Source organism: Cribrihabitans marinus, assembly GCF_900109035.1.
GTDB lineage: Bacteria > Pseudomonadota > Alphaproteobacteria > Rhodobacterales > Rhodobacteraceae > Cribrihabitans > Cribrihabitans marinus.
The window spans coordinates 317,040-339,540 of sequence record NZ_FNYD01000002.1; the positions used below are offsets into that span (position 1 = coordinate 317,040).

Annotated in this window: 22 protein-coding genes and 1 riboswitch; of the genes, 11 read left to right on the top strand and 11 right to left on the bottom strand. The window is 67.4% G+C overall.

The window, feature by feature from the left end:
* Nucleotides 1-40 precede the first annotated feature (40 nt).
* A complete protein-coding gene (locus BMX57_RS04020; protein WP_092362754.1) occupies nt 41-1,573 on the top strand; it encodes a Do family serine endopeptidase in 1,533 nt (510 codons plus the stop codon).
* Nucleotides 1,574-1,822: 249 nt separating this feature from the next.
* Here BMX57_RS04020 and BMX57_RS04025 read toward each other — a convergent pair whose 3' ends face one another.
* Entirely contained in the window at nt 1,823-2,488 is a 666-nt protein-coding gene (locus tag BMX57_RS04025) for a Crp/Fnr family transcriptional regulator (RefSeq protein ID WP_092362756.1), read from the bottom strand.
* 233 nt (nt 2,489-2,721) lie between these two features.
* On the opposite strand from BMX57_RS04025, the gene BMX57_RS04030 reads away from it, so the two are divergent.
* Entirely contained in the window at nt 2,722-3,276 is a 555-nt protein-coding gene (locus BMX57_RS04030; protein WP_229724182.1) for a hypothetical protein, read from the top strand.
* Between the two features lie 16 nt (nt 3,277-3,292).
* Here BMX57_RS04030 and BMX57_RS04035 read toward each other — a convergent pair whose 3' ends face one another.
* From BMX57_RS04035 to BMX57_RS04050, 4 genes are all read right to left on the bottom strand, one after another.
* Nucleotides 3,293-3,955 (bottom strand): inner membrane-spanning protein YciB, encoded by a 663-nt coding sequence (locus BMX57_RS04035; RefSeq protein WP_244892193.1) that lies wholly within the window; start codon nt 3,953-3,955, stop codon nt 3,293-3,295.
* Nucleotides 3,952-4,854, bottom strand: a complete 903-nt coding sequence (locus tag BMX57_RS04040) for an EamA family transporter (protein WP_092362760.1) — start codon at nt 4,852-4,854, stop codon at nt 3,952-3,954. Before BMX57_RS04040 ends, BMX57_RS04035 begins: the two co-directional genes overlap by 4 nt.
* Before the next feature lie 112 nt (nt 4,855-4,966).
* Nucleotides 4,967-6,172, bottom strand: coding sequence for a signal recognition particle-docking protein FtsY (ftsY, locus tag BMX57_RS04045; protein WP_092362762.1), 1,206 nt, complete (start codon nt 6,170-6,172; stop codon nt 4,967-4,969).
* Between the two features lie 62 nt (nt 6,173-6,234).
* Nucleotides 6,235-6,873, bottom strand: coding sequence for a lysoplasmalogenase family protein (locus BMX57_RS04050; RefSeq protein WP_092362764.1), 639 nt, complete (start codon nt 6,871-6,873; stop codon nt 6,235-6,237).
* 101 nt (nt 6,874-6,974) lie between these two features.
* On the opposite strand from BMX57_RS04050, the gene BMX57_RS04055 reads away from it, so the two are divergent.
* Together BMX57_RS04055 and BMX57_RS04060 are read left to right on the top strand one after the other, a co-directional pair.
* On the top strand, nt 6,975-7,961 hold the full coding sequence (locus BMX57_RS04055) for an alkane 1-monooxygenase (RefSeq protein ID WP_092362766.1): 987 nt from the start codon (nt 6,975-6,977) through the stop codon (nt 7,959-7,961).
* A gap of 40 nt (nt 7,962-8,001) precedes the next feature.
* Nucleotides 8,002-8,397, top strand: coding sequence for a hypothetical protein (locus BMX57_RS04060; RefSeq protein ID WP_092362768.1), 396 nt, complete (start codon nt 8,002-8,004; stop codon nt 8,395-8,397).
* 83 nt (nt 8,398-8,480) lie between these two features.
* Here BMX57_RS04060 and xseA read toward each other — a convergent pair whose 3' ends face one another.
* Entirely contained in the window at nt 8,481-9,965 is a 1,485-nt protein-coding gene (gene xseA / locus BMX57_RS04065; RefSeq protein ID WP_092362770.1) for an exodeoxyribonuclease VII large subunit, read from the bottom strand.
* Nucleotides 9,966-10,002: 37 nt separating this feature from the next.
* Nucleotides 10,003-10,563: a type 1 glutamine amidotransferase domain-containing protein gene (locus BMX57_RS04070; protein ID WP_092362772.1), complete on the bottom strand. Its 561-nt coding sequence runs from the start codon at nt 10,561-10,563 to the stop codon at nt 10,003-10,005.
* Nucleotides 10,564-10,688: 125 nt separating this feature from the next.
* On the opposite strand from BMX57_RS04070, the gene purD reads away from it, so the two are divergent.
* Entirely contained in the window at nt 10,689-11,951 is a 1,263-nt protein-coding gene (purD, locus tag BMX57_RS04075; RefSeq protein ID WP_092362774.1) for a phosphoribosylamine--glycine ligase, read from the top strand.
* A gap of 122 nt (nt 11,952-12,073) precedes the next feature.
* Here the strand turns inward: purD and BMX57_RS04080 are convergent, their stop codons facing one another.
* Both BMX57_RS04080 and BMX57_RS04085 read right to left on the bottom strand, forming a co-directional pair.
* Nucleotides 12,074-12,799, bottom strand: a complete 726-nt coding sequence (locus BMX57_RS04080) for an FG-GAP repeat domain-containing protein (RefSeq protein ID WP_092362776.1) — start codon at nt 12,797-12,799, stop codon at nt 12,074-12,076.
* Nucleotides 12,799-13,122: a 2Fe-2S iron-sulfur cluster-binding protein gene (locus BMX57_RS04085; RefSeq protein WP_092362778.1), complete on the bottom strand. Its 324-nt coding sequence runs from the start codon at nt 13,120-13,122 to the stop codon at nt 12,799-12,801. The genes BMX57_RS04080 and BMX57_RS04085 overlap by 1 nt, the downstream gene beginning before the upstream one ends.
* Before the next feature lie 125 nt (nt 13,123-13,247).
* Between BMX57_RS04085 and BMX57_RS04090 the strand changes: the two genes are divergently transcribed.
* Nucleotides 13,248-13,610 carry an OB-fold nucleic acid binding domain-containing protein gene (locus BMX57_RS04090; protein ID WP_092362780.1) on the top strand — a complete coding sequence of 121 codons (363 nt, stop codon included), beginning with the start codon at nt 13,248-13,250 and terminating at the stop codon, nt 13,608-13,610.
* 15 nt (nt 13,611-13,625) lie between these two features.
* Here BMX57_RS04090 and BMX57_RS04095 read toward each other — a convergent pair whose 3' ends face one another.
* Nucleotides 13,626-14,324, bottom strand: coding sequence for a glutathione S-transferase N-terminal domain-containing protein (locus BMX57_RS04095; protein ID WP_092362782.1), 699 nt, complete (start codon nt 14,322-14,324; stop codon nt 13,626-13,628).
* A 106-nt stretch (nt 14,325-14,430) separates the two neighbouring features.
* A riboswitch (SAM riboswitch) is annotated at nt 14,431-14,508 on the top strand.
* Between the two features lie 65 nt (nt 14,509-14,573).
* Here BMX57_RS04095 and metZ point away from each other — a divergent pair.
* The 4 genes from metZ (at nt 14,574) to BMX57_RS04115 (ending at nt 19,550) form a co-directional block, all read left to right on the top strand.
* Entirely contained in the window at nt 14,574-15,773 is a 1,200-nt protein-coding gene (gene metZ / locus BMX57_RS04100) for an O-succinylhomoserine sulfhydrylase (RefSeq protein WP_092362784.1), read from the top strand.
* A gap of 69 nt (nt 15,774-15,842) precedes the next feature.
* Nucleotides 15,843-16,946 carry a GTP cyclohydrolase FolE2 gene (folE2, locus tag BMX57_RS04105; protein WP_092363101.1) on the top strand — a complete coding sequence of 368 codons (1,104 nt, stop codon included), beginning with the start codon at nt 15,843-15,845 and terminating at the stop codon, nt 16,944-16,946.
* Between the two features lie 328 nt (nt 16,947-17,274).
* A complete protein-coding gene (locus BMX57_RS04110) occupies nt 17,275-18,048 on the top strand; it encodes a hypothetical protein (RefSeq protein WP_092362786.1) in 774 nt (257 codons plus the stop codon).
* A gap of 53 nt (nt 18,049-18,101) precedes the next feature.
* Complete coding sequence (locus tag BMX57_RS04115) at nt 18,102-19,550, top strand: TrkH family potassium uptake protein (RefSeq protein ID WP_092362788.1); 1,449 nt, start codon at nt 18,102-18,104, stop codon at nt 19,548-19,550.
* 65 nt (nt 19,551-19,615) lie between these two features.
* Here BMX57_RS04115 and BMX57_RS04120 read toward each other — a convergent pair whose 3' ends face one another.
* On the bottom strand, nt 19,616-21,346 hold the full coding sequence (locus BMX57_RS04120) for a trypsin-like peptidase domain-containing protein (RefSeq protein WP_092362790.1): 1,731 nt from the start codon (nt 21,344-21,346) through the stop codon (nt 19,616-19,618).
* 212 nt (nt 21,347-21,558) lie between these two features.
* On the opposite strand from BMX57_RS04120, the gene BMX57_RS04125 reads away from it, so the two are divergent.
* Entirely contained in the window at nt 21,559-22,491 is a 933-nt protein-coding gene (locus BMX57_RS04125; RefSeq protein WP_092362792.1) for a glycine--tRNA ligase subunit alpha, read from the top strand.
* The last annotated feature ends 10 nt before the right edge of the window (nt 22,492-22,501 follow it).

Sequence of the window (22,501 nt, forward strand, 5' to 3'; positions counted from 1 at the left end):
AAACTGACTACATTGTCTTTCAGGCCCGGGCGCGCGGAACATGCGCCAGGGTCCACCACAGCGACAAGGAGGCCCCGCAGTGCAGGCAAAGGCACGTATCGCAACACCGGCGCAGGACGTATCCCACCACCGATTCAGGCTGGCGTGGCTGACGCTGCTGAGCGCGCTCTTCATCCTGGCGCAGGCCCTGGTCGCACAGGCCCGGCCCGAAAGCCTGGCGCCCCTGGCCGAACGGGTCAGCCCGGCGGTGGTCAACATCACCACATCAACCCTGGTCGAGGGCCGTACCGGACCGCAGGGGATCGTGCCCGAGGGCTCGCCCTTCGAGGACTTCTTTCGCGAGTTTCAGGACCGCAACGGTAGCCCCGAGCAGCCGCGGCGCTCGTCCGCCCTGGGATCGGGATTCGTGATCTCCGAAGACGGCTATATCGTCACCAACAACCACGTGATCGACGGTGCCGACGAGATCCGGATCGAGTTCTTTCCCGGCGACGGTCAGCCCACCGAACTGCCGGCCGAGGTGATCGGGACCGATCCCAAGACCGACATCGCGCTGTTGAAGGTCGAGGCGGAAAGGCCGCTGAAATTCGTCAGTTTCGGCGACAGCGACTCGGCGCGCGTCGGCGACTGGGTGATCGCGATGGGCAACCCGCTGGGCCAGGGGTTCTCGCTGTCCGTGGGCATCGTCTCGGCCCGGAACCGGGCGCTGAGCGGATCCTATGACGATTACATCCAGACCGACGCGGCCATCAACCGGGGCAATTCCGGCGGGCCGCTGTTCAACATGGACGGCCAGGTGGTCGGCGTGAACACCGCGATCCTCAGCCCCAATGGCGGCTCGATCGGCATCGGGTTCTCGATGGCGGCCAATGTCGTGACCAAGGTTGTCGACCAATTGCGCGAGTACGGCGAGACCCGCCGCGGCTGGCTGGGCGTGCGGATCCAGGATGTCACCCCCGACGTCGCCGAGGCGATGGGGCTGGAGAAGGCCGAAGGCGCCCTGATCACGGATGTGCCGGACGGCCCCGCGAAAGAGGCGGGCCTGCTGTCGGGCGACGTGATCGTCACCTTCGACGGCGCCGAGGTCACCGACACCCGCGCGCTGGTGCGCCAGGTCGGCGAAACCACCGTCGGCAAGGCGGTCCGGGTCGTCGTCTACCGCGACGGCAGCACCAAGACCATTCTGGTGACCTTGGGCCGGCGCGAGGATGCCGAGCGGGCCGAGAACGGCGATGCGGACGACAGCGACGAAAGCCCGGCGCCCGAGGCGACCGAGCAGAGTGTGCTTGGCCTGACGCTCAGCGCGCTGACCGACGAGACGCGCCAGCAGTTGGGGCTGGACGCCGCGGCCAACGGCCTTCTGGTCAAGGAGGTCGATGAAACCTCCGAAGCCTTCGAAAAGGGCCTGCGCCCCGGCGATCTGATCACCGAAGCGGGCCAGCAGGACGTGACGACACTGGCCGATCTGGACACCCGTATCGCAGAGGCGAAAGAGGCGGGGCGCAAGTCGCTGCTTCTCCTGGTGCGCCGCGAGGGTGAGCCACGCTTCGTGGCGCTCAGCCTCTCGGAGTGAGGCGGGCCGCCCGGCGCGGTGCAAGTAAAAAAAAAGATCGCGGCCGGGTCCAGGACCCGGCCGCACTCATCAGGGAGGATGATATCCGGTCCGAACGCGGGGACGTCCGGCCGGTGGCCACCGACACCGGCTTGGGATCTGGGACGGATCCACGCAATGCTGGCAACCAGGATCAGGTTGGCAGATTCGCGCGCCGACGTCTGTGAACAGGGTCACAACAGTTGGGTCCACGCAGGATGGCGGCCCCGGTCAGATCTGATCGGGATCGGCCAGCGCGTCCAGCGCGTCGAAATCCAGGATGACCAACCCGCCGCGCGTGGCGTTGATGACGCCCTGGCGCTTCCAGGCCGAGATCGTCTTGGACACCGCCTCACGCGTGGCGCCGACATATTCCGCCAGTTCGCTCTGGCTGAGCTTGATCGAGGCGCGGTCACCGCGCAGCGGGGCGATGTGCAGCAGCTTGCGCGCCAGCCGGGTCGGCACCGGCAGGAACACCTGCTCGTTGATCTGCCCACCCATCCAGCGCATCCGCTGTCCGGCGAGGCGGATCAGGTCCACCGCCAGTTCCGGATCGCGGCGGATCTGGCGCATCACGTCGGAATTCTGGATCTTCAGCACGCGGCAATGCTCGATCGCCGTCACAGTCGCGGTGCGTGGCCCCGGATCGAACAGGGCGATCTCGCCGAAGATGGCGCCGGGGCCCATCATGTCGAGCGAAAGCTTGCGGCCGTTGAGCGAGATGATCGAAAATTCCATCGTGCCCTGGAGGATCGCATAGAGCGCGTCGCCGGTGTCGCCATGTTCGAACAGCACGTCGCCCGGACCCAGCCGGGCTTCGATCGCTTCCAACTGCAGAACATCCTTGAGACGTTTCGATGCCTGCGACAGGAATCCGGTATTGGGTAGAACCGACATGGACAGCGCCTCCCTGACCTACGGTCTAGGCCCGCTGGCCAAAAAACTCAACATAAACGCGCCTTGGGACGGCGCGCTGCCCGGGCATCGCGCCGGGACCGCGCGGGTTCCAGTTCGGTCCCGTCCCGGGCGGAAACAGAGGTTCTTGGCGCGGCGCAAAAGCGCGCTATCCTCACCCCTTGATTGAATTGTGCAGTTTTTGATGACCGTTTGACGACAGGAGATAGATCGCTGTGCCACGAATTGTTCGCAAGCCCATTGCCCTGACCCTTGCCGCCCTGTTCTCCGCCGCAGCGCTGGGTGCACAGCCGGCCCAGGCCGACGATCACGAGGTCGCCCTGGCGGTCTACCTGACCGGATACAGCTATTGGGACAACACCCCGCCCGGCTCCACCGCCATCGCCCGTCCGGTGGTCAATTCCGAAGCCGGCGGCGAGGGCACGTATGAACGACCGATCACCATCGCCGTGGGACATGCCATCGAGAACGGCACGCAGACGCTGCAGTTTCCCGAGGGTACGCGGTTCTACCTCAGGCGGTTCAAGAAATACGCAATCGTCGAGGATGTCTGCGGCGACGGAGACCGCCCGCAGGACGGCCCGTGCTATGTCGGATACCGGGGGCACCCGTGGTTGGATCTCTATATCGGGGGATCGCAAAGCAGCCAGGAAACCGCAGTCAAATGCGCGCGCCACCTGACCGGACTGCAGATGATCATCCTCAACCCCGACCGCGGCTATGAGGTGGTTCCCGGCGCCATGATCGAAAGCGGCTGCCGGGCGTTCTGATGTGTGCGCGTGGCGCTCAGCCGTCCGACTTGCCGCGCGATCCGTCGCCGGAGGCCGAGGTATCGGTTTCGATCAGGTATTTCTGCAGCAGGCTCATCTGCATCATCAGAAACGCCATGAGCGCGATGGGAAAGGCGAATGTCTCGATCTTGACCCAGAGATCGGTGGACAGGGTGCGCCAGACCACCTCGTTGGCCACCGCCAGAACGGCGAAACAACCCGTCAGGCGCCGGGTGAGGATCATCCAGCCCTCCCGGCGCATGGGGAGCATGTCGCTCAGGATATAAGCCAGATAGGACTGCCCGCGCAGCAGGCCCAGCCCCAGAAGGCCGGCGAAGGTGCCATAAACAAGCGTGGTCTTCATCTTGAAGAAACGCTCGTCGTTGAACCAGGCGGTCAGCGCGCCGAAGAAGATGACCACGAAGGCGGTGAAGATCTGCAGCTTGCTCAGCTTGCCGGTCAGCCACCACAGGATGCCCATCGCCGCCAGCAGGATCGGGATGAAGGCGATGGCCGCGACGATGAACCCGGTATACTCGGTGCCGCCCAGCGTGAACATGTCGTCCTTGATCCGGATGTAGATCAGGAAAAAGGCGATGGTCGGGCCCAGTTCGAGGATCTGCTTCAGGATCGGGTTGATGTCTCTGGACATGGTCGGGCGGTCTCCGGTTCTGCTCATCCGCCCACCTCAACTATCACGGCACCCAGCGCAATCAAGCTCATCAATGCGATGCGGCGGGGGCCGACGGTTTCTTTCAACACCAGCCACCCGATCAGCGCCGCGAAAACGGTGGAGGTCTCGCGCAGCACAGCGGCCTCGCCGACCTTGTCCAGCCTTGTGGCCAGCATCACCGAACCGAAGGACAGGAAGGCGATCAGCCCGCCGGCGACCCCGCGCAGCATCAGCGGGGCAATGGCGGGGCGCGCGGCCATGTTGCGCCAGCGCAGCGCGGCGATCACCGGCATGAACGCGCCGTCGATCATGAAGAACCACGCCAGGAAGGTGAACGGATCGGCTGTGGCGCGAATGCCATAGGCGTCGAACGTTGTATAGAGCGCCACGAAAATTCCCGTCGCCACCGCCAGGCCCAGCGCCAGCGGCAGCGTCTGGCGGTCGGCCTGCAGGTGGCGCAGGTTGTAGACCGCCAGCCCGTAGATCCCCGACAGCAGCACCGCGACCCCCATCCACTGCACCGGCGTGAAGATCTCTCCGAAGAGCAGGTAGGCGCCGATCACCGTGAAGAGCGGGCCGGTTCCGCGTACCACCGGATAGACCACGGTATAGGAGCCCTTGGTGTAGGCCTGCGCCTGCAGCAGCTTGTAGCCCACATGGATCACCCAGACCGTGGCGAATATCGGCCACATATGCGGCTCGGGCCAGGGCACCACGAAGAGCGCGAAGGGCGCGGCCATCAGGCCATAGCTTGCGTCGATGGCGCCGCGCGACAGCCAGGGATCGTGGCGGCCCTTCTGCAACGCGCCGAACACCGCGTGCAGGATCGCCGCCATCACCGCCAGCGCCAGTGCCAACTGGTGGCCCGCTTCGGTGCCTTCGAGGGAGATCAGCCATTCGCTCAAACGCGGCGCTTTCTGCAGGGCGGGGGCAGGGGGCTGTCTGCCCCCTCTTGCCCCGGACGGGGTCCGGGGCAATTCACCCCCGAAGGTATTTTCGGCCAGATGAAGTTGCGGATCAGGACGGGTCGAGCCCGGTGAGTGCCGCGGCGAATTCCTCCGGGTCGAAGGGCGAGAGGTCGTCGATCTGCTCACCGACACCAATGGCGTGGATCGGCAGGCCGAACCGGTCGGCCAGTGCCACCAGCACGCCACCTTTGGCGGTGCCGTCCAGCTTGGTCATCACCAGGCCCGAGACATCGGCAAGCTTGCGGAAGGTCTCGACCTGGCTCAGCGCGTTCTGCCCGGTCGTCGCATCGAGCACCAGCAGCGTGTTGTGCGGGGCGCTTTCGTCCTTCTTGCGGATCACGCGGACGATCTTGGCCAGTTCCTCCATCAGGTCGGCGCGGTTCTGCAGCCGTCCTGCGGTGTCGATCATCAGCAGGTCGGCGCCCTCGGCCTGGGCGCGGGTCAGCGCATCGAAGGCGAGGCTGGCGGGGTCCGAGCCCTCGGGCGCGGTCAGCACCGGAACGCCGGCCCGGTCGCCCCAGATCTGCAACTGTTCGACGGCGGCCGCGCGGAACGTGTCGCCGGCGGCGATCACCACGGACTTGCCGGCGGATTTGAACTGGCTGGCCAGCTTGCCGATCGTCGTGGTCTTGCCCGATCCGTTCACGCCCACGACCAGCACCACCTGCGGGCGCTTGGGATAGATCGGCATGGGGCGCGCCACCGGCTCCATCACGCGGGCGATCTCGGTGGCCAGCGCCGCCTTGATCTCGCCGGTCGAGAGCCTTTTGCCGAATCGGCCCTCGGCCAGGTTGGCGGTGACGCGCAGCGCGGTTTCGACGCCCATGTCCGAGGCGATCAGCAGTTCCTCGATCTGTTCGAGCATGTCGTCGTCGAGAGTGCGGCGCACAACCGCCGGCGCCTCGCCGCGCGAGAACAGCCGGCCGAGCAGACCCTTGCCCTGCGGGTCGGGCACGGGATCGGCGGGCGGCGGATCCTCGGGCGGCGGCGGCACGGGGTCGGGATCCGTGGGCATCGGCGTGGGCGGCTCGGCCGGCGGCGGCACCGGGTCGGGTTCGGGCTGGGGCCGGGGATCGGGGATCCGGGGCGAGGGTTCGGGCTCGGCGGCGGCCGGCACCGGCGCGGGCCGGGCGGCGGGTCCGGCCTTTGGCGCGGTCTCTTCGGCGCCGCCCTCCTCGACGATGGCGTCGAGCCCCTGTTCGAGCTTCGAGGAGGACTTGAAGAGCCGGTCCTTGAGTTTGGAGAAGAACGCCATGATCGCACACTCCGCAGCGGTGATCCTTTCACCTAATGCGGAATGCCGCCAGTTGCAAAGGGTCAGGCCAAGGCGACTAGAAGCCCCGCCTGCGCGCCCCAGTAGAGCGGCCAGACCAGGTAGGGCGTCACCCGGCGGGCCGGGTGACCGGCGGACAGGAGGAACGTCTCGGTCGCCAGGATCAGGTCCGAGCAGATGAAGGCCAGCGCTGCGGGCCAGGCCCAGATCATGGCGCCTGCCTGCGGCAGGGCCACGACGGCCACGCCCATTCCCAGGATGATGGGGATATAGGCCAGCACCGGCGCCTTCAGGTCGCCCGCGCGCGGCGCCAGCAGGGCCGCCATGCCAAGGCCGAGGGCCGCCAGACCGGCAACGGTGGGCCAGGCTGCGGCGATCCGGGCGGTATCCGCGCCGGGATGAGTCAGGAAGAGCGCGGCATAGGCCATGTGCCCCAGCGCAAAGGCCCCGATCCCGGCCTGAAACCCGGCATCGGTCTCGCGCGCGAGCAGCGCGTCGCCCAGCGCGCAGAGCGCGAGTGCAAGGATCAGCAGCACCGGCCCGCCGGCCAAAGCCGCCACCAGCGCCAGCAGGGCGACCGAGGCGGTCTTGGCCAGGCTGCGCAAGCGGCTGGCGGCACAGGTCGTCATCGGCAGGTAGATCAGCGCGCTCAGGGCGGCGAGCCAGAACAGGGCGTGGGTCATCGCAGCAGGAAACCGGGGCGGCGGAACTAAGGCAAGGGGATGCGTTTGACTTCGCCGCGTGCTGACGCAATGTAACCCGAGGCAACAAAAAGGAGCATGGCGTGATCTGGTTCTGGCTGGCAAGCCTGTCGCCGGTCGTCACCATCGCCCTGGCCGCGCTGGCCGGCGGGATATGGCCGGTGGTCGCGCTGCTACATGTTACCGGTTTCGTCCTGCTGATGGATCGCCTGCCCGCACCGCGCGGCCGACCGGCGCGGGCGGACGATCCGCTGCCGGCGGTTCAGGCGCTGGCGCATCTTGCGCTTCTGCCGCTGGTGATCTGGTCGCTGGCGCAGGGCGGTGCCGGCAACCCCGGACTGCTGGCGCTGGGCCTGTCGGCGGGGCTCTATTTCGGGCAGGTCTCGAATTCCAACGCCCATGAGCTGATCCACCGGCCGATACGCTGGCAGCGCGGGCTGGGGGTGGCGGTCTTTGTCTCGCTGCTGTTCGGGCACCACGCCTCGGCCCACCTGCTGGTGCATCATGTGCATGTCGCCACCGAACGCGACCCCAACTCGGCCCGCCGGGGCGAGGGGTTCTGGCACTTCTGGCCGCGCGCCTGGATCGGGTCGTTCCGTGCCGGGCTGCGGGCGGAGCGCAGGCGGCACGGCGATTGGACCAATCCCTATGTCCTCTACCTGGCCGGGGCGGCGGCCTGGGGGCTGATCGCGCTGGTGCTGGGCGGATGGGGTGGCGTTGTGGTGCTGGTGCTGCTGGCCTTGCACGCGCAGATGCAGCTTTTGCTGGCGGACTACGTTCAGCACTACGGGTTGCGGCGGGCCACCGGGGCCGACGGCCGGCCGGAACCGGTGGCCGCGCGACACGCCTGGAACGCGCCGCAATGGTATTCCTCGGCGATGATGCTGAACGCCCCGCGCCATTCCGATCACCATCTGCATCCGATGCGGGCCTATGGCGATCTGCGGCTCGATCCCGAACATCCGGTGCTGCCGCGCTCGATGCCGGCAATGGCGGCGCTGGCGCTGGTGCCGCCGCTGTGGCGGCGGGTGATGGACGGGCATCTGCGGCAGCTGGCCGAGCGCACCTGAACCGGTGGCGATGCCCGGGGGGATCTGCCAAACTCGTGGTATGAGACGTGCCCTGCTGATTCTGCTGCTTGCGATCGGGCCGCCCGCCTGGGCCGCGGAGGCGATGACCGCCGAGGAATTCGACGACTATACCCGCGGCAAGACCCTGTTCTACGGGCTCGGCGGATCGGCCTATGGGGCGGAACGCTATCTCGACAACCGGCGGGTGGTCTGGTCCTTCCTGGATGGCGATTGCAAGCACGGCGTCTGGTACGAGCGGGACGGGCAGATCTGTTTTCTCTACGAGGACCGGCTTGACCCGCAATGCTGGACCTTTTCGCAAGGCCCTTCGGGGCTGATCGCGCGGTTCCAGAACGATCCGGAGGCCACCGAGCTTTACGAGGCCGAGGATATCGGCGAGGAGATGCTCTGTTACGGGCCGGATGTCGGGGTTTGATCTAGGCGGATGGCTGTCAAAGGCGGCTGTTCGTGGGTTCCCGGTTGTTCAGGTGAGCCGATTGCCTTTCGCCTGACCGAGATTCAGAAAAGCGAACCCTGTTCCGGCTTGTCCCCGCCGCTCTTCTTGCCGGTCTGCCGACCGCCGGTCGCTACCGTCAGCCGGCCATCGGCGAATTCGATTTCCAGCGCCGCGATGCGTTCGGCCGCGGCGCGTTCGGTCACGACACCGCCATCGCCGCGCACCACGGCATAGCCGCGCGCCAGCGTCGCCTTGTAGCTGAGCGTCTCGCGCAGCCGGTCGGCGGCCGCCAGGTCCTGGCGCAGGCGATCGACGCGCAGTTTCTGCGCGGCCTGCAACCGGTCGGACAACTGGGTCAGCCTGTCCCGGCGGGCGCCGATCTCGCGCCGGATCGGGTGCAGCGACAGGCGCGAGGCGAGGTTGCGGCAGCGGTCCCGCCGGGTCTCGACCAGCGCGCGCAGGGTGGCGGGGCGCAGATGGGCGGACAGGCGCGACAGCTGCAATTCACGCTTGCGCACACCCTGCGTCAGGGCCACGGGCAGCCGGTCCGACATCCGGTCCAGCCGTTGGCGCGGTGTGTCCAGCAGGCTGTCGGGACGGGGCAGGGCGCGGGCCAGGTCGTTGAGGCGCTGGGCGCGGCGAGCCACCGCGTCGCCGGCCGCCCGAGACAGGCGCGCGCCCTGCTCGCCGGTCCAGGCCAGCAGGTCCAGCCGCACCGGCACCGCCAGTTCGGCGGCCGCCGTGGGCGTCGGTGCGCGCTTGTCCGAGACGAAGTCGATCAGCGTGGTGTCGGTCTCGTGCCCCACCGCTGAGATCAGGGGAATGTCACTGGCCGCCGCGGCGCGGGCGACGACCTCCTCGTTGAAGCCCCACATATCCTCGATCGAACCGCCGCCGCGCGCGACGATGATCAGGTCGGGTCGCGGCAGCGCGCCGCCGGGCGTCATCCGGTTGAACCCGTCAATGGCGGCCGCCACCTCGGGCGCGCAGTTCGACCCCTGAACCGCCACCGGCCAGATCAGCACCTTGCGGGGAAACCTTTCGCGCAGCCGGTGCAGGATGTCGCGGATCACCGCCCCCTGCGGCGAGGTCACAACGCCGATGATGCGCGGCAGATAGGGCAGCGCCCGCTTGCGCTCGGGCGCGAACAGGCCTTCGGCCTCGAGCTGCTTCTTGCGCTTTTCCAGCAGCGCCATCAGCGCGCCCTGGCCCGCGACCGAAACCTCGTCGACATTGAGATTGTACTTGGATTGCGCGCCGAAGGCAGTGAGGCGGCCGGTCACGACCACTTCCAACCCCTCCTCGGGCACCACGGACAGACCGGCGATCTGGCCCTTCCAGGTGGTGCAGGCCAGAACGTTCCGGTCGTCTTTCACGTCATAGTAGAGATGGCCCGACCGCGCCTTGAAGACGCGCCCGACCTCGCCGCGGACGCGAATCCGGCCGAACGTGCCCTCAAGGGTGCGTTTCACCGCCCCGGAGACTTCGGAGACGGAGAATTCGGGCAGGTTCTGCCCCGGATGCGGGTCGTCGATCAGGTCGGACATGACCCATGATTGCCCGATCCGGGGCAGGAAGAAAAGGTCACGCGGCGCGCGCCTCGTGCCGGCCCTCGGCGATCTCTTCGATCAGCTTGTCGCAGAAGGCCGGCAGGTCGTCGGGCTGGCGGCTGGTGACCAGGCCCTGATCGGTGACGACCTCGGCATCGCGCCATTTGCCGCCGGCGTTTTCCACATCGGTGCGGATCGAGTGATACGAGGTCACGTCGCGGTCCTTGACGATCCCGGTCTCGACCAGGAGCCACGGGGCGTGGCAGATCGCGCCTATGGGTTTGCCGGCACTCCAGAAGGCCTTGACCAGGTTCAGCGCGGCGTCATCGACGCGCAGCAGGTCGGGGTTGATCTGGCCGCCGGGCAGCACCAGCGCGTCGTAATCGGCGGCCGAGGCCGAGTCCAGCGTGCGATCGACCGGGACAGAATCGCCCCAGTCGGTGCCGGACCAGCCCCGGATCTCGCCGGCTTCGGGGGCCACCACGTGGACCTCGGCCCCGGCATCGCGCAATGCCTTCAGCGGGTGTTCCAGTTCGGACTGCTCGAACCCGTGGGTGGACAGGATCGCGACCTTGCGGTTTTCCAGATTGGCCATGGGAAACCTCCTTTGTGTTTCTGTGTGGCGTTCCAGGCCCAACGTCGCGGCTGCGGTCCTGTTCCATGGTTGCCTGCATTCGCCGCGCGCAATAAGCAGGCGGCGGCGACGGCAAGGAGAGAGCCATGAACATCCTGATCCTCGGCGGCGGCGGGCGCGAACACGCGCTGGCCTGGGCGGTGATGCAGAACCCCAAGTGCGACAAGCTGATCGTGGCGCCCGGCAATGCCGGGATCGCGCAGATCGCCGAATGCGCGCGGCTGGATATCGAGGATGGCGGGGCGGTGGCCGAGTTTGCCGGGGAAAACGCCATCGATTTCGTGATCATCGGCCCGGAGGCGCCGCTGGCCGCCGGCGTCGCCGACCGGCTGCGCGAGGCGGGGTTCCTGGTCTTCGGCCCTTCGGCGGCGGCGGCGCGGCTGGAGGCCTCGAAGAGCTTTACCAAGGAGATCTGCGACGCGGCGGGTGCGCCCACGGCGGCCTATGCGCGGTTCACCGAGGCCGGGCCGGCCAGGGATTACATTCGCGCGCAGGGCGCGCCCATCGTGGTCAAGGCCGACGGTCTGGCCGCCGGCAAGGGCGTGATCGTGGCGATGGATGAGGCAGAGGCGCTTGCGGCGGTCGATGAGATGTTCGGCGGTGCCTTCGGCGGGGCCGGGGCCGAGGTGGTGATCGAGGAGTTCATGGCGGGCGAGGAGGCCTCGCTCTTCGTGCTGGTCGATGGCGAGGAGGTGCTGACCATCGGCACCGCGCAGGACCACAAGCGCGTGGGCGAGGGCGATACCGGTCCGAATACCGGCGGCATGGGGGCCTATGCCCCCGCGCCCGTGCTGAGCGCCGAGGTCGAGGCGCGGGCGATGGAAGGGATCGTGCGCCCGACCATGGCCGAGATGGCGCGGCGCGGCACGCCGTTCCAGGGCGTGCTCTATGCTGGGCTGATGATCCAGGACGGAAAGCCGCGCCTGGTGGAATACAACGTGCGCTTCGGCGATCCGGAGTGCCAGGTGCTCATGATGCGGCTGGGCGCGCAGGCGATGGACCTGATGCACGCCGCCGCTGAGGGGCGGCTGGGCGCGGCGCGCGTGAACTGGGCGGATGATCACGCGCTGACCGTGGTGATGGCGGCGCGGGGCTATCCCGGCGCCTATGAGAAGGGCAGCGCGATCGGCGGTCTGGACGATCTGCCCGAGGATGCCGGCCACATGGTCTTTCACGCGGGCACCGCGGTCGAAAGCGGCCGGGTCGTGGCGTCCGGCGGTCGGGTCCTGAACGTCACTGCGCGTGGCGCGAGCCTGCGCGAGGCGCGCGACCGGGCCTATGCAATGGTCGAGGGCATCGACTGGCCGGAGGGGTTCTGGCGCAGCGATATCGGCTGGCGCGCGCTCTGATCCAAGTGGTGTGAGATTGCCGGGCTGCGCCCGTCTCGATGCGTTGGCAGGGGGCTGTCTGCCCCCTCTTGGCGCTGCGCGCCAATTCACCCCCGAAGGTATTTCCGGCAAGAGGAAGGTGTCTAGCAGGTCAGCCGGGCGTTGATGCTGTCCGGGCCGGTGTAGGGGCCGAGGGTGCGGGTTTCGATGCTGCCCCCGATCAATGTGCTGGCGACGATGCGGTGCCAGGTTCCGTCGGCGGTGATGATTTCCGGGCCGTGGCCGCAGTCGCGGATGCCGCCGGGGATGTGATCCCAGCCGATCCGGTGGTTGGTCAGGCCGGGCAGGCTGGCGATCTCGGTCAGGCGGCCATCGCGAAAGCGCCAGATGCGCAGGGTTTTCGCCAGGTGCGGGCGGTCGATATAGGCGATCTCGATATGGCCGTCGCCGTCCAGGTCGGCCGCGCCGACCGGGGCCAGCCATCGGTTGCGCGTGCCGATATAGGGTGTCGCCGCGATCAGGCCGCCGCCATCGTAGAGCGCCAGCCGTGCGCCCAGGTCGCGATGCGACTCGACGACCATCGCCTCGTCCCGGCCGTCGCCGTCCACATCGACGCGCCGCGGTGCTATGTCTTCGAAGACCCGGCTGTCGGGCAGGCGGATCGTGTAGGGCGACGGCGTTTGCGCGTAGTGCAGCACCAGGGCGCCGTATTCGACCTCATCCCCAAGCACACCATGCGGATAGCGCGTCGTGGGCGCGGCATAGGCCGCCCGTACCAGAGTTCCGGCTTGCCAGGGCTCGTCGGCCGGGACAGATGCGGCCGCAAGCGCAATCGCAATCGTTGCGACCGCGCGGCCGGGGCGGTTCATCAGATCTGTTTTTCCGGCATTTGCACGACAAGGCCGTCGAGCGCGTCGGTGACCTTGAGCTGGCAGGTCAGGCGCGAGCGGTCGGGGTCGGGCTCGTAGGCGAAGTCGAGCATGTCCTCTTCCATGTCGTCGCGGGCGGGCAGTTTCTCGACCCAGTCGGGATGAACATAGACATGGCAGGTGGAGCAGGCGCAGGCGCCGCCGCAATCGGCCTCGATGCCGGGGATGTTGTTGTCGCGCGCGCCTTCCATCACGGTCAGCCCGTTGGCGACCTCGACCGTGTGTTCGGTTCCGTTGTGCTCGATATAGGTGATCTTGGCCATGGTCCGTGGGATCCTCCTGCAGTCGTCGGCGCATCCTTAGACAAGCCATCCCGGCAATTCCAGCCCGTTTTGTGCCGGTAGCGCGCGGGGTTGGACATGGTGGATTTTTGTTCCATATTTGTTCCATGCACGTTGCTTCGATCCCTGCCGGTCCCGGCGGCGGCTGGCCGCGGCCGCCCGCCTGCCTGCCTGCCGCCCGCCTGGCGGTGCCGCCCGAGGGCGCGCGGGTGGCCGTGGCGGGGCTGGTGATCCTGCGGCAGCGGCCCGGCACCGCCAAGGGGGTGATCTTCGTCACGCTCGAGGACGAGACCGGGGTGGTCAACGTGATCGTCTGGCGCAAGATCTACGAGCGGTTCCGCCGGGCGGTGATCGCGGGGCGGATGTTGCGGGTCACGGGACGGCTGCAGCGGGCGCATTCGGTGACCCACGTGATCGCCGAAGAGGTCGAGGACATCTCGGGGATGCTGGATGTGCTGGTGCGGGGCTGAACCGCCGGGCGCCGCTCAGCGGCGGAACAGGGTCTGCTGCGCGGTCCGGTCGCGGTGGTCGCCGCGCAGCTCGGCCCGCAGCGCGCGGCCCGCCTGCACGCCCGGGCGGGATCCCAGGGCCTCGAGCCAGCGCGCCATGTGGGGCTTGTCGTCGAGCGTCTGCTGCTGGCCTTCCCACAGGCTGGCCCAGGGCCAGGTCGCCATGTCGGCGATGGAGTAGAAGTCACCCGCCACGAATTCGGTTTCCGCCAGCCGCCGGTCGAGCACGCCATAGAGCCGCGCAACCTCGGCACGATAGCGGTCCTTGGCATAGGGCAGGTCCTGCGGCGGGTCGAGATGGGGCGCGTATTTCAGGAAGTGATGCGCCTGGCCCGCCATCGGGCCGACCCCGCCCATCTGCCACATCAGCCATTGCTCGACGGCGATCCTGTCGCGCTCGTTTCGACCCATGAACCGCCCGGTCTTGCGCGCGAGATAGAGCAGGATCGCGCCGCTTTCGAACAGCGAAACCGGCGCGCCATCCGGCCCGTCGGGATCGACGATGGCGGGCATCCGGTTGTTGGGCGAGATCTTCAGGAACGCCGGATCGAACTGGTCGCCCCGGCCGATATCGACCAGGTGCAGGTCGTAGGGCAGGGCCATCTCCTCGAGGGCGATGGCCACCTTCCAGCCGTTGGGCGTGGGCCAGAAATGAAAGGCGATGGGTTCAGCCATGCGATCTCTCCGCGGTTGGGCGCCGATCATCGGGGATTTTCGGCAAAGGGCAAGGGCCGGCCGGACCCGGCTCTTGACGCAGGCACCGGGGCGACGTAAACGCCACAGGGACGACCGTGGCGATTTGTTACCGGATTGCGGGCCACGCTAAACAACACCGCTAAAAGGTCAGGATGAAAGCCCCCTTTCGCTTGACCGCGTTGGGGCTTTTTTCGTGTCCGGGGGGCGGGCCATGACGAGGAACGGCAGATGAGCAAGGATTGGAACAAGCGCACGCAGGCGGTGCATGGCGGCACCCGCCGCAGCCAGTGGGGCGAGGTGAGCGAGGCGATTTTCCTGACCCAGGGCTTTGTCTATGACGACGCCGAACAGGCCGAGGCGCGGTTCATCGAAAGCGGCCCGGACGAGTTCATCTATGCCCGCTATGGCAACCCCACGGTGCGGATGTTCGAAGAGCGCATCGCCGCGCTGGAAGGGGCCGAGGACGCCTTTGCCACCGCCAGCGGAATGGCCGCGGTCAGCGGTGCGCTGACCGCCATGCTCAAGGCCGGGGATCACGTGGTCTCGGCCCGGGCGCTGTTCGGCTCGTGCCTCTATATCCTGGAGAACGTGCTGTCGCGGTTCGGGGTCGAGGTGACCTTTGTGGACGGCACCGACCTGGATCAGTGGCGTGCGGCGATGCGCCCGGACACGCGGGCGGTGTTCTTTGAATCGATGTCGAACCCGACCCTGGAGGTAATCGATATCGAGGCGGTTTCGGCCATCGCGCATGAGGTCGGGGCCACGGTCATCGTCGACAATGTGTTTTCGACGCCGGTCTATTCGCGCGCCATCGAACAGGGGGCGGATGTCGTGGTCTATTCCGCGACCAAGCATATCGACGGGCAGGGGCGCGCGCTGGGCGGTATCATCCTGGGTACGCGCGACTTTATCCGCAAGACGGTCGAGCCCTACATGAAACATACCGGCGGCGCGCTCAGCCCGTTCAACGCCTGGATCCTGCTCAAGGGGCTGGAGACGATGGCGCTGCGCGTGAACGCGCAGACGGACAGCGCCGGACGCATCGCGGCGGCGCTGGAGGGGCATCCGGCGCTGGCCCGCACACTCTATCCCGGGCTGGACGGGCATCCGCAGGCGGCGCTGGTGCAGCGGCAGCTTGGCGGGCGGGGCGGCACGGTTCTGTCGCTGGATTTCGCGGGTGGCAAGGACGCGGCCTTCGCCTTTCTCAACGCCATGTCGATCCCGGTGATCTCGAACAACCTTGGCGACGCAAAGTCGATCGCGACGCATCCGGCGACAACCACCCACCAGCGGCTCAGCGAGGATCAGCGCAGCGAACTCGGCATCACGCCCGGGCTGGTGCGCTTCTCGGTGGGGCTTGAGGATACCGATGACCTGATTGCCGATCTGCGCAATGCGCTGGACGCCGCGATGGCGCAGAACATCTGACGGGCTGGACTGGACCGGGATAATCGGCATCCTACCTCTGGACCGGATCGCGCTGAAAAGGATGTGATGATGAACCTTCATGCCGGTGGCCTTGACGACACCCCCGACCGCGATGCCGCGCAGGCGGCACTGGATACGCTGCGGGCGTGGGCCGCCTCGGCCAGCCCGGCCGAAATTGCGCAGCTCGATCCGGCGGTCGCGCGGCTGGTGCCCGATCTGGTGCCGCTGAACTATCCCGCGCTGTCGCGGGACTATCCCCACGATTTCCGGCCCGACGAGGCCTATCGCGCCACGCTGCCCGACCTGCAGAACGGGCCGACCAGCCTGATCCGCGGAGCGCGGCAGCAGATCCAGCATGTCGGCATCTCGAATTTCCGCCTGCCGATCCGCTTTCATCGCAAGGATGGCAAGGACCTGACGCTGGAAACCTCAGTGACCGGTACCGTCAGCCTTGAGGCCGGCAAGAAGGGCATCAACATGAGCCGCATCATGCGGTCCTTCTACAAGCATGCCGAGCGCACGTTCAGTTTCGAGGTGATCGAGGCGGCGCTGGACGACTACATGACCGATCTCGACAGTTTCGACGCACGGATCCAGATGCGGTTCTCATATCCCGACCGGATCGAGAGCCTGCGGTCGGGGCTGACCGGCTACCAGTATTACGACATCGCTCTGGAACTGGTGGAGAAGGGCGGGGTGCGCCAGAAGATCATGCATCTGGACTATGTCTATTCCTCGACCTGCCCCTGTTCGCTGGAGTTGAGCGAACATGCCCGGGCGCAGCGCGGCCAGTTGGCAACGCCGCATTCGCAGCGGTCGGTGGCGCGGATCTCGGTGCAGGTGAATTGCGACACCGATTGCCTGTGGTTCGAGGATCTGATCGCGCTGTGCCGCCGGGCGGTGCCGACCGAAACCCAGGTCATGGTCAAGCGCGAGGACGAACAGGCCTTTGCCGAGCTGAATGCGGCCAACCCGATCTTTGTCGAGGACGCGGCACGGCTCTTCTGCGAGCAGTTGCAGGCCGATCACCATATCGGTGATTTCCGCGTGGTGGCCAGCCACCAGGAAAGCCTGCACAGCCACGATGCCGTATCGATTCTCACCCAGGGCGAGACCTTTGCCGCCGACAGCCTCGATCCCCGGCTGTTTGCAAGCCTGTTCCACGTGGGTTGAGCCGCGCGCTTTGCGCGGTTGACGTTGCGTGACCTGTCCGGGCCGCCGGTGTTTTGCACGTATGACCCGAATTCTCCGTTGTAGGCGGGAAATTGCCGCACCGCAGCAGAAAGGTGCTGCAACTGCGGAAACAATCAACATATGTTGACCGTGAGACGCATCGTTCATTCCGGCGGACTCCCCGCTCGTGGATGGATGCACCGAAAGGGCCCGCCATGCGCGCCGCAGATCCCTGTCGCCCGAACGTGACCGCCATGTCGGCGGCGGGCACCGGCGTTGCATGGCCCTTCCGTCCCCCGTGGTCCGAATTCAGAGGAGCTGTTCCACAATGACCCCCATCACCAACCCGCTCGATTATCAGGCGGCGGCCCTGCGGTTTGCAGGCTACGCCTGGTCCAACCAGATCCGGATCGCCCAGATCCTGACCCGATCGGCCATCGAGGCGCCGATGCTGCAGGTGCACGCGCTGCATCGCGCGGCGGCCCAGCCCTATGGCTCGAAACCGGCCGGCAAGTCGACCCGCAAGGCCGCTGCGCCCAAGGCCAAGACGGCGGCCAGCCCGGTCAAACCGGCCGCCGCGCCCGCTACTGCGGCCAAGCCGGCCGCCAAGCCTACTGCTGCGGCCAAACCAGCGGCCAAGAAGCCGGCTGCAACGGTCAAACCGGCCGAGACGCCCAAGCCGGCGGCGAAACCGGCAGCGGCCCGAAAGAGCCCGGCGCGCAAACGCCCCGCAGCCAAGCGCACGCCGGTCGCAGCGGCCACGAAACCCGCGGCCAAGGTCAATCCGGCGCCTTCAGCCGCGCCCAAGGCGGCCGAGCAGCCCAAGGCGCATGAGCCCAAGGCCAGCTCAGCCAAGGCCCCGGCGCAGAGCACGCCCCCCGCCGCGAAGGCGGAGGCACCGGCGGCCAAGCCGGCGGCTGCACCGGCAACCAAGCCGGCCGACGTCAGCCAGGCGCCGAAACCGGCCGTCCCGGACGCGCCGAAGTCTGCGGGCGCCGCGCCCAAGCCCGAGGCCACGTCCGCCGCGCCGTCGCCGCGCCGGTCGCGCGCGCCGTCGATGCCCCCGGCCATGCCCGAAAGCAAGGCCAAGCTGGACAGCTGAGCCGCGACGAGGGCGCTTGACAGCCGGCGGGGGGCAGGCCAACGCTGCCCCGCATGTTGGACCTGCGCCCCGTCGGATATGTCATCGGCCTGCTGGTCGCGCTTCTCGGCGCGACCATGCTGCTGCCGCTGCTGGCGGACCTCGCAGAGGGGCGCGGCCAGTGGCCGGTTTTCCTTGAAAGCGGGATCCTCACCGTCCTGACCGGCGGGCTGATGGCGCTGAGCTGCGCCAATGGCGTTCGCGAGGGCCTGACGATCCAGCAGACCTTTCTCGTCACGACGCTGGTCTGGCTGGCGCTGCCGGTCTTCGGTGCGCTGCCCTTCATGCTGGGCGAGACGCAGCTGCGTTTCGTCGATGCCTTCTTCGAGGCGATGTCGGGCCTGACAACAACCGGATCGACCGTGCTTTCGGGCCTGGAACACCTGCCGCGCGGGCTGCTCCTGTGGCGCGGGCTGCTGCAATGGCTGGGCGGCATCGGCATCATTGTCGTGGCGATGGTGTTCCTGCCGGAGCTGCGTGTCGGCGGGATGCAGATCTTTCGCTCGGAAGGATTCGACACGATGGGCAAGATCCTGCCCCGGGCGCAGCAGATCGCCGGGCAGATCTCGGTCATCTACGTGGTCCTCACCGCCGTGTGCACGCTGGTCTACACCACCCTCGGCATGAGCTTCTTCGACGCTACGGTGCATGCCTTCACCACGATCGCGACCGGCGGGTTCTCGAACTACGATGCCTCATTCGGCACCTTCTCGGGGCCGGCGGAATATGCGGCCGCGGTCTTCATGATCCTCTCGGCGCTGCCCTTCGTGCGCTACGTCCAGCTGGTGAACGGCAACACCCGACCGCTCTTTCAGGACAGCCAGATCCGGGCCTTCCTGATGGTGATCGGCGTCCTGGTGGGTGTGACCACCCTGGTCCTGATGTCGATCTTTCCGCACGATCTCGAACGGGCCTTTCGCGAGGCGCTGTTCAACATCACCTCGATCATCTCGGGCACCGGCTATGCCAGCGTCAACTACATGACCTGGGGCGGGTTCCTGATCACGATCTTCTTCTTCATCGGGCTGATTGGCGGGTGCGCCGGGTCGACCGCCTGCTCGGTCAAGATATTCCGCTATCAACTGCTGTTCGCCTCGATCAAGGCACAGATGCAGCTGATCCGCTCGCCGCATGGCGTGTTCACGCCGCGCTACAACGGACGGGCGGTGGGCCCGGATGTGCTGAATTCGGTGATCAGTTTCTTCGTCTTCTTCACGGTGACGCTGGGCATGTTCGCCTGGGCGCTGGCGCTGACCGGGCTGGATTTCGTCACCGCGCTGTCGGGGGCCGCCACGGCGCTCGCCAATGTCGGCCCCGGGCTGGGGGAGCGGATCGGGCCGTCAGGCAATTTCTCGGGGCTCAACGATCCGGCGAAATGGCTGCTCAGCGCGGCGATGCTGATCGGGCGGCTGGAGCTGTTCGCGGTCTACGTCATCCTGACCGTGCAATTCTGGCGGGCCTGACCGGTCAGAAAAAAAAACGCGCTCCGTTGCCGGAACGCGTCTTGTCCAAGTTTCCTTTTGCAGGATCAGTCCCAGCAGCTGACCAGCACCGTCATGCCCAGAGCGCGGCGGTCCAGCTCGTTGGGCGTGACATCGCCCTGCGTGCCGCTTTCGGTGGCGGTGATGCCCTTGGCGGCCAGCATCGCGCTCAGCGCGCCGGCATCCGCGGCCAGGCTGACCTCGTCCGGCAGTTTACGGTCGGCGCCGGGGTCGGGCAGCAACATGCCGACGACCGCGCCGCCGGTGTCCAGGACCGGCCCGCCGGCGTCACCGGACTGCGCGGCCAGCGCCAGCCGCTTGAGTTGCCGCTCGCCGTCCAGGCCCTGCAGGTCCGACACCGTGCCGAAGGTCAGCGTGGGTGCGCCCAGCCGCCCTTCGTAGGAATAGCCCGACACGGCCACGTCGGATTGCAGCCGCGGCTCGGCACCGCGCAACTCGGCGACAGCCATCGGCGCCAGCGGTTCCGTCGGCCGGAGCACGGCCACGCCGAGACCCGCATCCTCGTCGACCACCTCGGCCACATGGGTGCTGTCCAGCGTGATCCGGGCACAGCCGCGCACGGCCTCGGCGACGGTGACGACCGTCCCGGCAGGGTCCACGAAAAAGCCCGAGCGCGACAGGCGCGGCTTGCGCAGCTTCAGTCCCGAAACCAGGTCGATATCCTTGGCCGCCGCCTCGCCCGCGCCGGGGTCGAGCACGCCGCCCAGACGCTCGAAGCTTGACTGCATCGCCGACAGGACGCGCGCCCGGCGCGCCTCGTCACCTTCGGGCCAGACCAGGGTGAACCCCTTGACGTGACCGTCCGCAACCGACGCCTCGGTATACGAGACGATGCCGTTGCCGCGACCCTCCAGGGTAAACCGGTCGCCGCGCCGCTCGCGCGGGCCGTTCAGCGGCACGATTTCCAGCGTCTGCATGATGTCATAGAGACCATGCAGCACCGCCCGGTCGCCCGGCTGGCTGATCAGCAACACGCGCGCACCCAGATCGCCACTGGCTTCGAAATGCGCAAAGGGCGGTTCGTACCGGTCGAAGGCCACCTCGCCCAGAGGCAGGTCGATTGCGATACCGGCCTGTGCATCTGTGTGGCGTGCCATTCCGACGCTGATCAGCGGCGCGTTGTACTCGTCCATCAGCGCCTTGCGCTGCGCCGTGGTCAGGATCCCGGTCGCCTCATAGCCTTTGGAGGCCTGCCATGCGGCCATGGACCGGCGTGTGCCGGCGCCGAAGGCCCCGTCGATCGCGGCGCCATAGAACCCCGCCGCCTGCAGCGCGGTCTGCAGATCGCGGCGTTCCTGCGCGGTCAGCAGACGCTCGCCGGCGCGGGCCTCGGCCGGTGTCTCGTCGGTCGGTTGCGGTGTGACCGGCTCGGCCGTCTCCTGTTCCGGCGTGGGCAGGGGCGAGGTCACGACGCCCCGATTCAGCGCATTGGCGCCAACCGGCCAGAACGGCTGCCGCAAGGCTCTGGAGAAGGTGATGAAACTGTCTGACGGGATCTGGCGCTCGGCGCGATAGACCTGCAGCACGCGCTCTGCGTCGGGGCGGGAATAGGGACCGAGGACGATGCCATACCAGCCGTTGCCCAGGGAAAACCCGTGCACATCCGCCAGCGCACCGGAGTAGATGCGCGCGCGATCCTGCGCTTCGGCCAGCGAATTGTGCGCCTCGATCTGGACCCAGGCCTCCTGCTGCTGGGCCGAGGCGCTGTGCGCCAGCCAGGTGAGCGCCAGACAGGCCGCCAGGAATACTCTGATCATCTGTAATATCTCTGTGTTTCGAATTGGGGTTTTCGCCAGTCATTAAGCAGGAAACGTAAAGAAGTTCCATGCCCGCCCCGCAACGGCCCGGGCGGTGTGTCGATATCACGACAGGGTCGCCCCGGTTGCAGGCCGCACCCGTGTTGACGCCCCACGGCGCCTTGCCTAGGAAGAGGCGGCAAGGACCAACCCGGCCCGCGAAAGGCCCAGCCATGACCGACACGACACCGCAGACGCCGCGCTCGTTCCAGGAGATCATCCTGCGGCTTCAGAGCTATTGGGGGGCCAAGGGCTGCGCCATCCTGCAACCCTATGACATGGAGGTGGGTGCCGGCACCTTCCACCCGGCCACGACGCTGCGCGCGCTGGGCTCGCGCCCCTGGGCCGCGGCCTATGTGCAGCCATCGCGCCGACCAACGGACGGGCGCTATGGCGAGAACCCCAACCGGCTGCAGCACTATTACCAGTACCAGGTGCTGATCAAACCCAGCCCGCCCGATCTGCAGCAGCTGTATCTGGGCTCGCTACAGGCCATCGGCATCGACATGGAGCTGCATGACATCCGCTTTGTCGAGGATGACTGGGAAAGCCCCACTCTGGGCGCCTGGGGCCTGGGTTGGGAGGTCTGGTGCGACGGCATGGAGGTCAGCCAGTTCACCTATTTCCAGCAGGTCGGCGGGCATGACTGCCACCCCGTCTCGGGCGAGCTGACCTATGGGCTGGAGCGGCTGGCGATGTATGTGCTGGGCATCGACCATGTGATGGACATGCCGTTCAACGACCCCGATGCGCCGATCCCGCTCAGCTATGGCGACGTGTTCCGCCAGACCGAGGAGGAATACGCGCGCTACAATTTCGACACCGCGAATACCGAGGTGCTGCTGCGCCATTTCGAGGAGGCCGAGGCGGAGTGCGAGCACCTGCTGGCGCAGGACGACACCGATCCCAAGACCGGCAAGCACATCATCATGGCGCATCCCGCCTATGACCAGTGCATCAAGGCGAGCCACATCTTCAACCTGCTGGATGCCCGTGGCGTGATCTCGGTGACCGAGCGGCAGGCCTATATCGGTCGGGTCCGCGCGCTTGCGAAACGCTGTGCGGACGCCTTCGTGCGCACCGAGGCCGGCGGGCAGGCGGCCTGATGGCGCGCGT

Coding starts and splice junctions, on each gene's coding strand:
- BMX57_RS04020 (WP_092362754.1), top strand. CDS start 41: ATGCGCCAGGGTCCACCACAGCGACAAGGAGGCCCCGCAGTGCAGGCA.
- BMX57_RS04025 (WP_092362756.1), bottom strand. CDS start 2,488: ATGTCGGTTCTACCCAATACCGGATTCCTGTCGCAGGCATCGAAACGT.
- BMX57_RS04035 (WP_244892193.1), bottom strand. CDS start 3,955: ATGAGCAGAACCGGAGACCGCCCGACCATGTCCAGAGACATCAACCCG.
- ftsY (WP_092362762.1), bottom strand. CDS start 6,172: ATGGCGTTCTTCTCCAAACTCAAGGACCGGCTCTTCAAGTCCTCCTCG.
- BMX57_RS04050 (WP_092362764.1), bottom strand. CDS start 6,873: ATGACCCACGCCCTGTTCTGGCTCGCCGCCCTGAGCGCGCTGATCTAC.
- BMX57_RS04060 (WP_092362768.1), top strand. CDS start 8,002: ATGAGACGTGCCCTGCTGATTCTGCTGCTTGCGATCGGGCCGCCCGCC.
- xseA (WP_092362770.1), bottom strand. CDS start 9,965: ATGTCCGACCTGATCGACGACCCGCATCCGGGGCAGAACCTGCCCGAA.
- BMX57_RS04070 (WP_092362772.1), bottom strand. CDS start 10,563: ATGGCCAATCTGGAAAACCGCAAGGTCGCGATCCTGTCCACCCACGGG.
- purD (WP_092362774.1), top strand. CDS start 10,689: ATGAACATCCTGATCCTCGGCGGCGGCGGGCGCGAACACGCGCTGGCC.
- BMX57_RS04080 (WP_092362776.1), bottom strand. CDS start 12,799: ATGAACCGCCCCGGCCGCGCGGTCGCAACGATTGCGATTGCGCTTGCG.
- BMX57_RS04085 (WP_092362778.1), bottom strand. CDS start 13,122: ATGGCCAAGATCACCTATATCGAGCACAACGGAACCGAACACACGGTC.
- BMX57_RS04090 (WP_092362780.1), top strand. CDS start 13,248: ATGCACGTTGCTTCGATCCCTGCCGGTCCCGGCGGCGGCTGGCCGCGG.
- BMX57_RS04095 (WP_092362782.1), bottom strand. CDS start 14,324: ATGGCTGAACCCATCGCCTTTCATTTCTGGCCCACGCCCAACGGCTGG.
- metZ (WP_092362784.1), top strand. CDS start 14,574: ATGAGCAAGGATTGGAACAAGCGCACGCAGGCGGTGCATGGCGGCACC.
- folE2 (WP_092363101.1), top strand. CDS start 15,843: ATGAACCTTCATGCCGGTGGCCTTGACGACACCCCCGACCGCGATGCC.
- BMX57_RS04110 (WP_092362786.1), top strand. CDS start 17,275: ATGACCCCCATCACCAACCCGCTCGATTATCAGGCGGCGGCCCTGCGG.
- BMX57_RS04115 (WP_092362788.1), top strand. CDS start 18,102: ATGTTGGACCTGCGCCCCGTCGGATATGTCATCGGCCTGCTGGTCGCG.
- BMX57_RS04120 (WP_092362790.1), bottom strand. CDS start 21,346: ATGATCAGAGTATTCCTGGCGGCCTGTCTGGCGCTCACCTGGCTGGCG.
- BMX57_RS04125 (WP_092362792.1), top strand. CDS start 21,559: ATGACCGACACGACACCGCAGACGCCGCGCTCGTTCCAGGAGATCATC.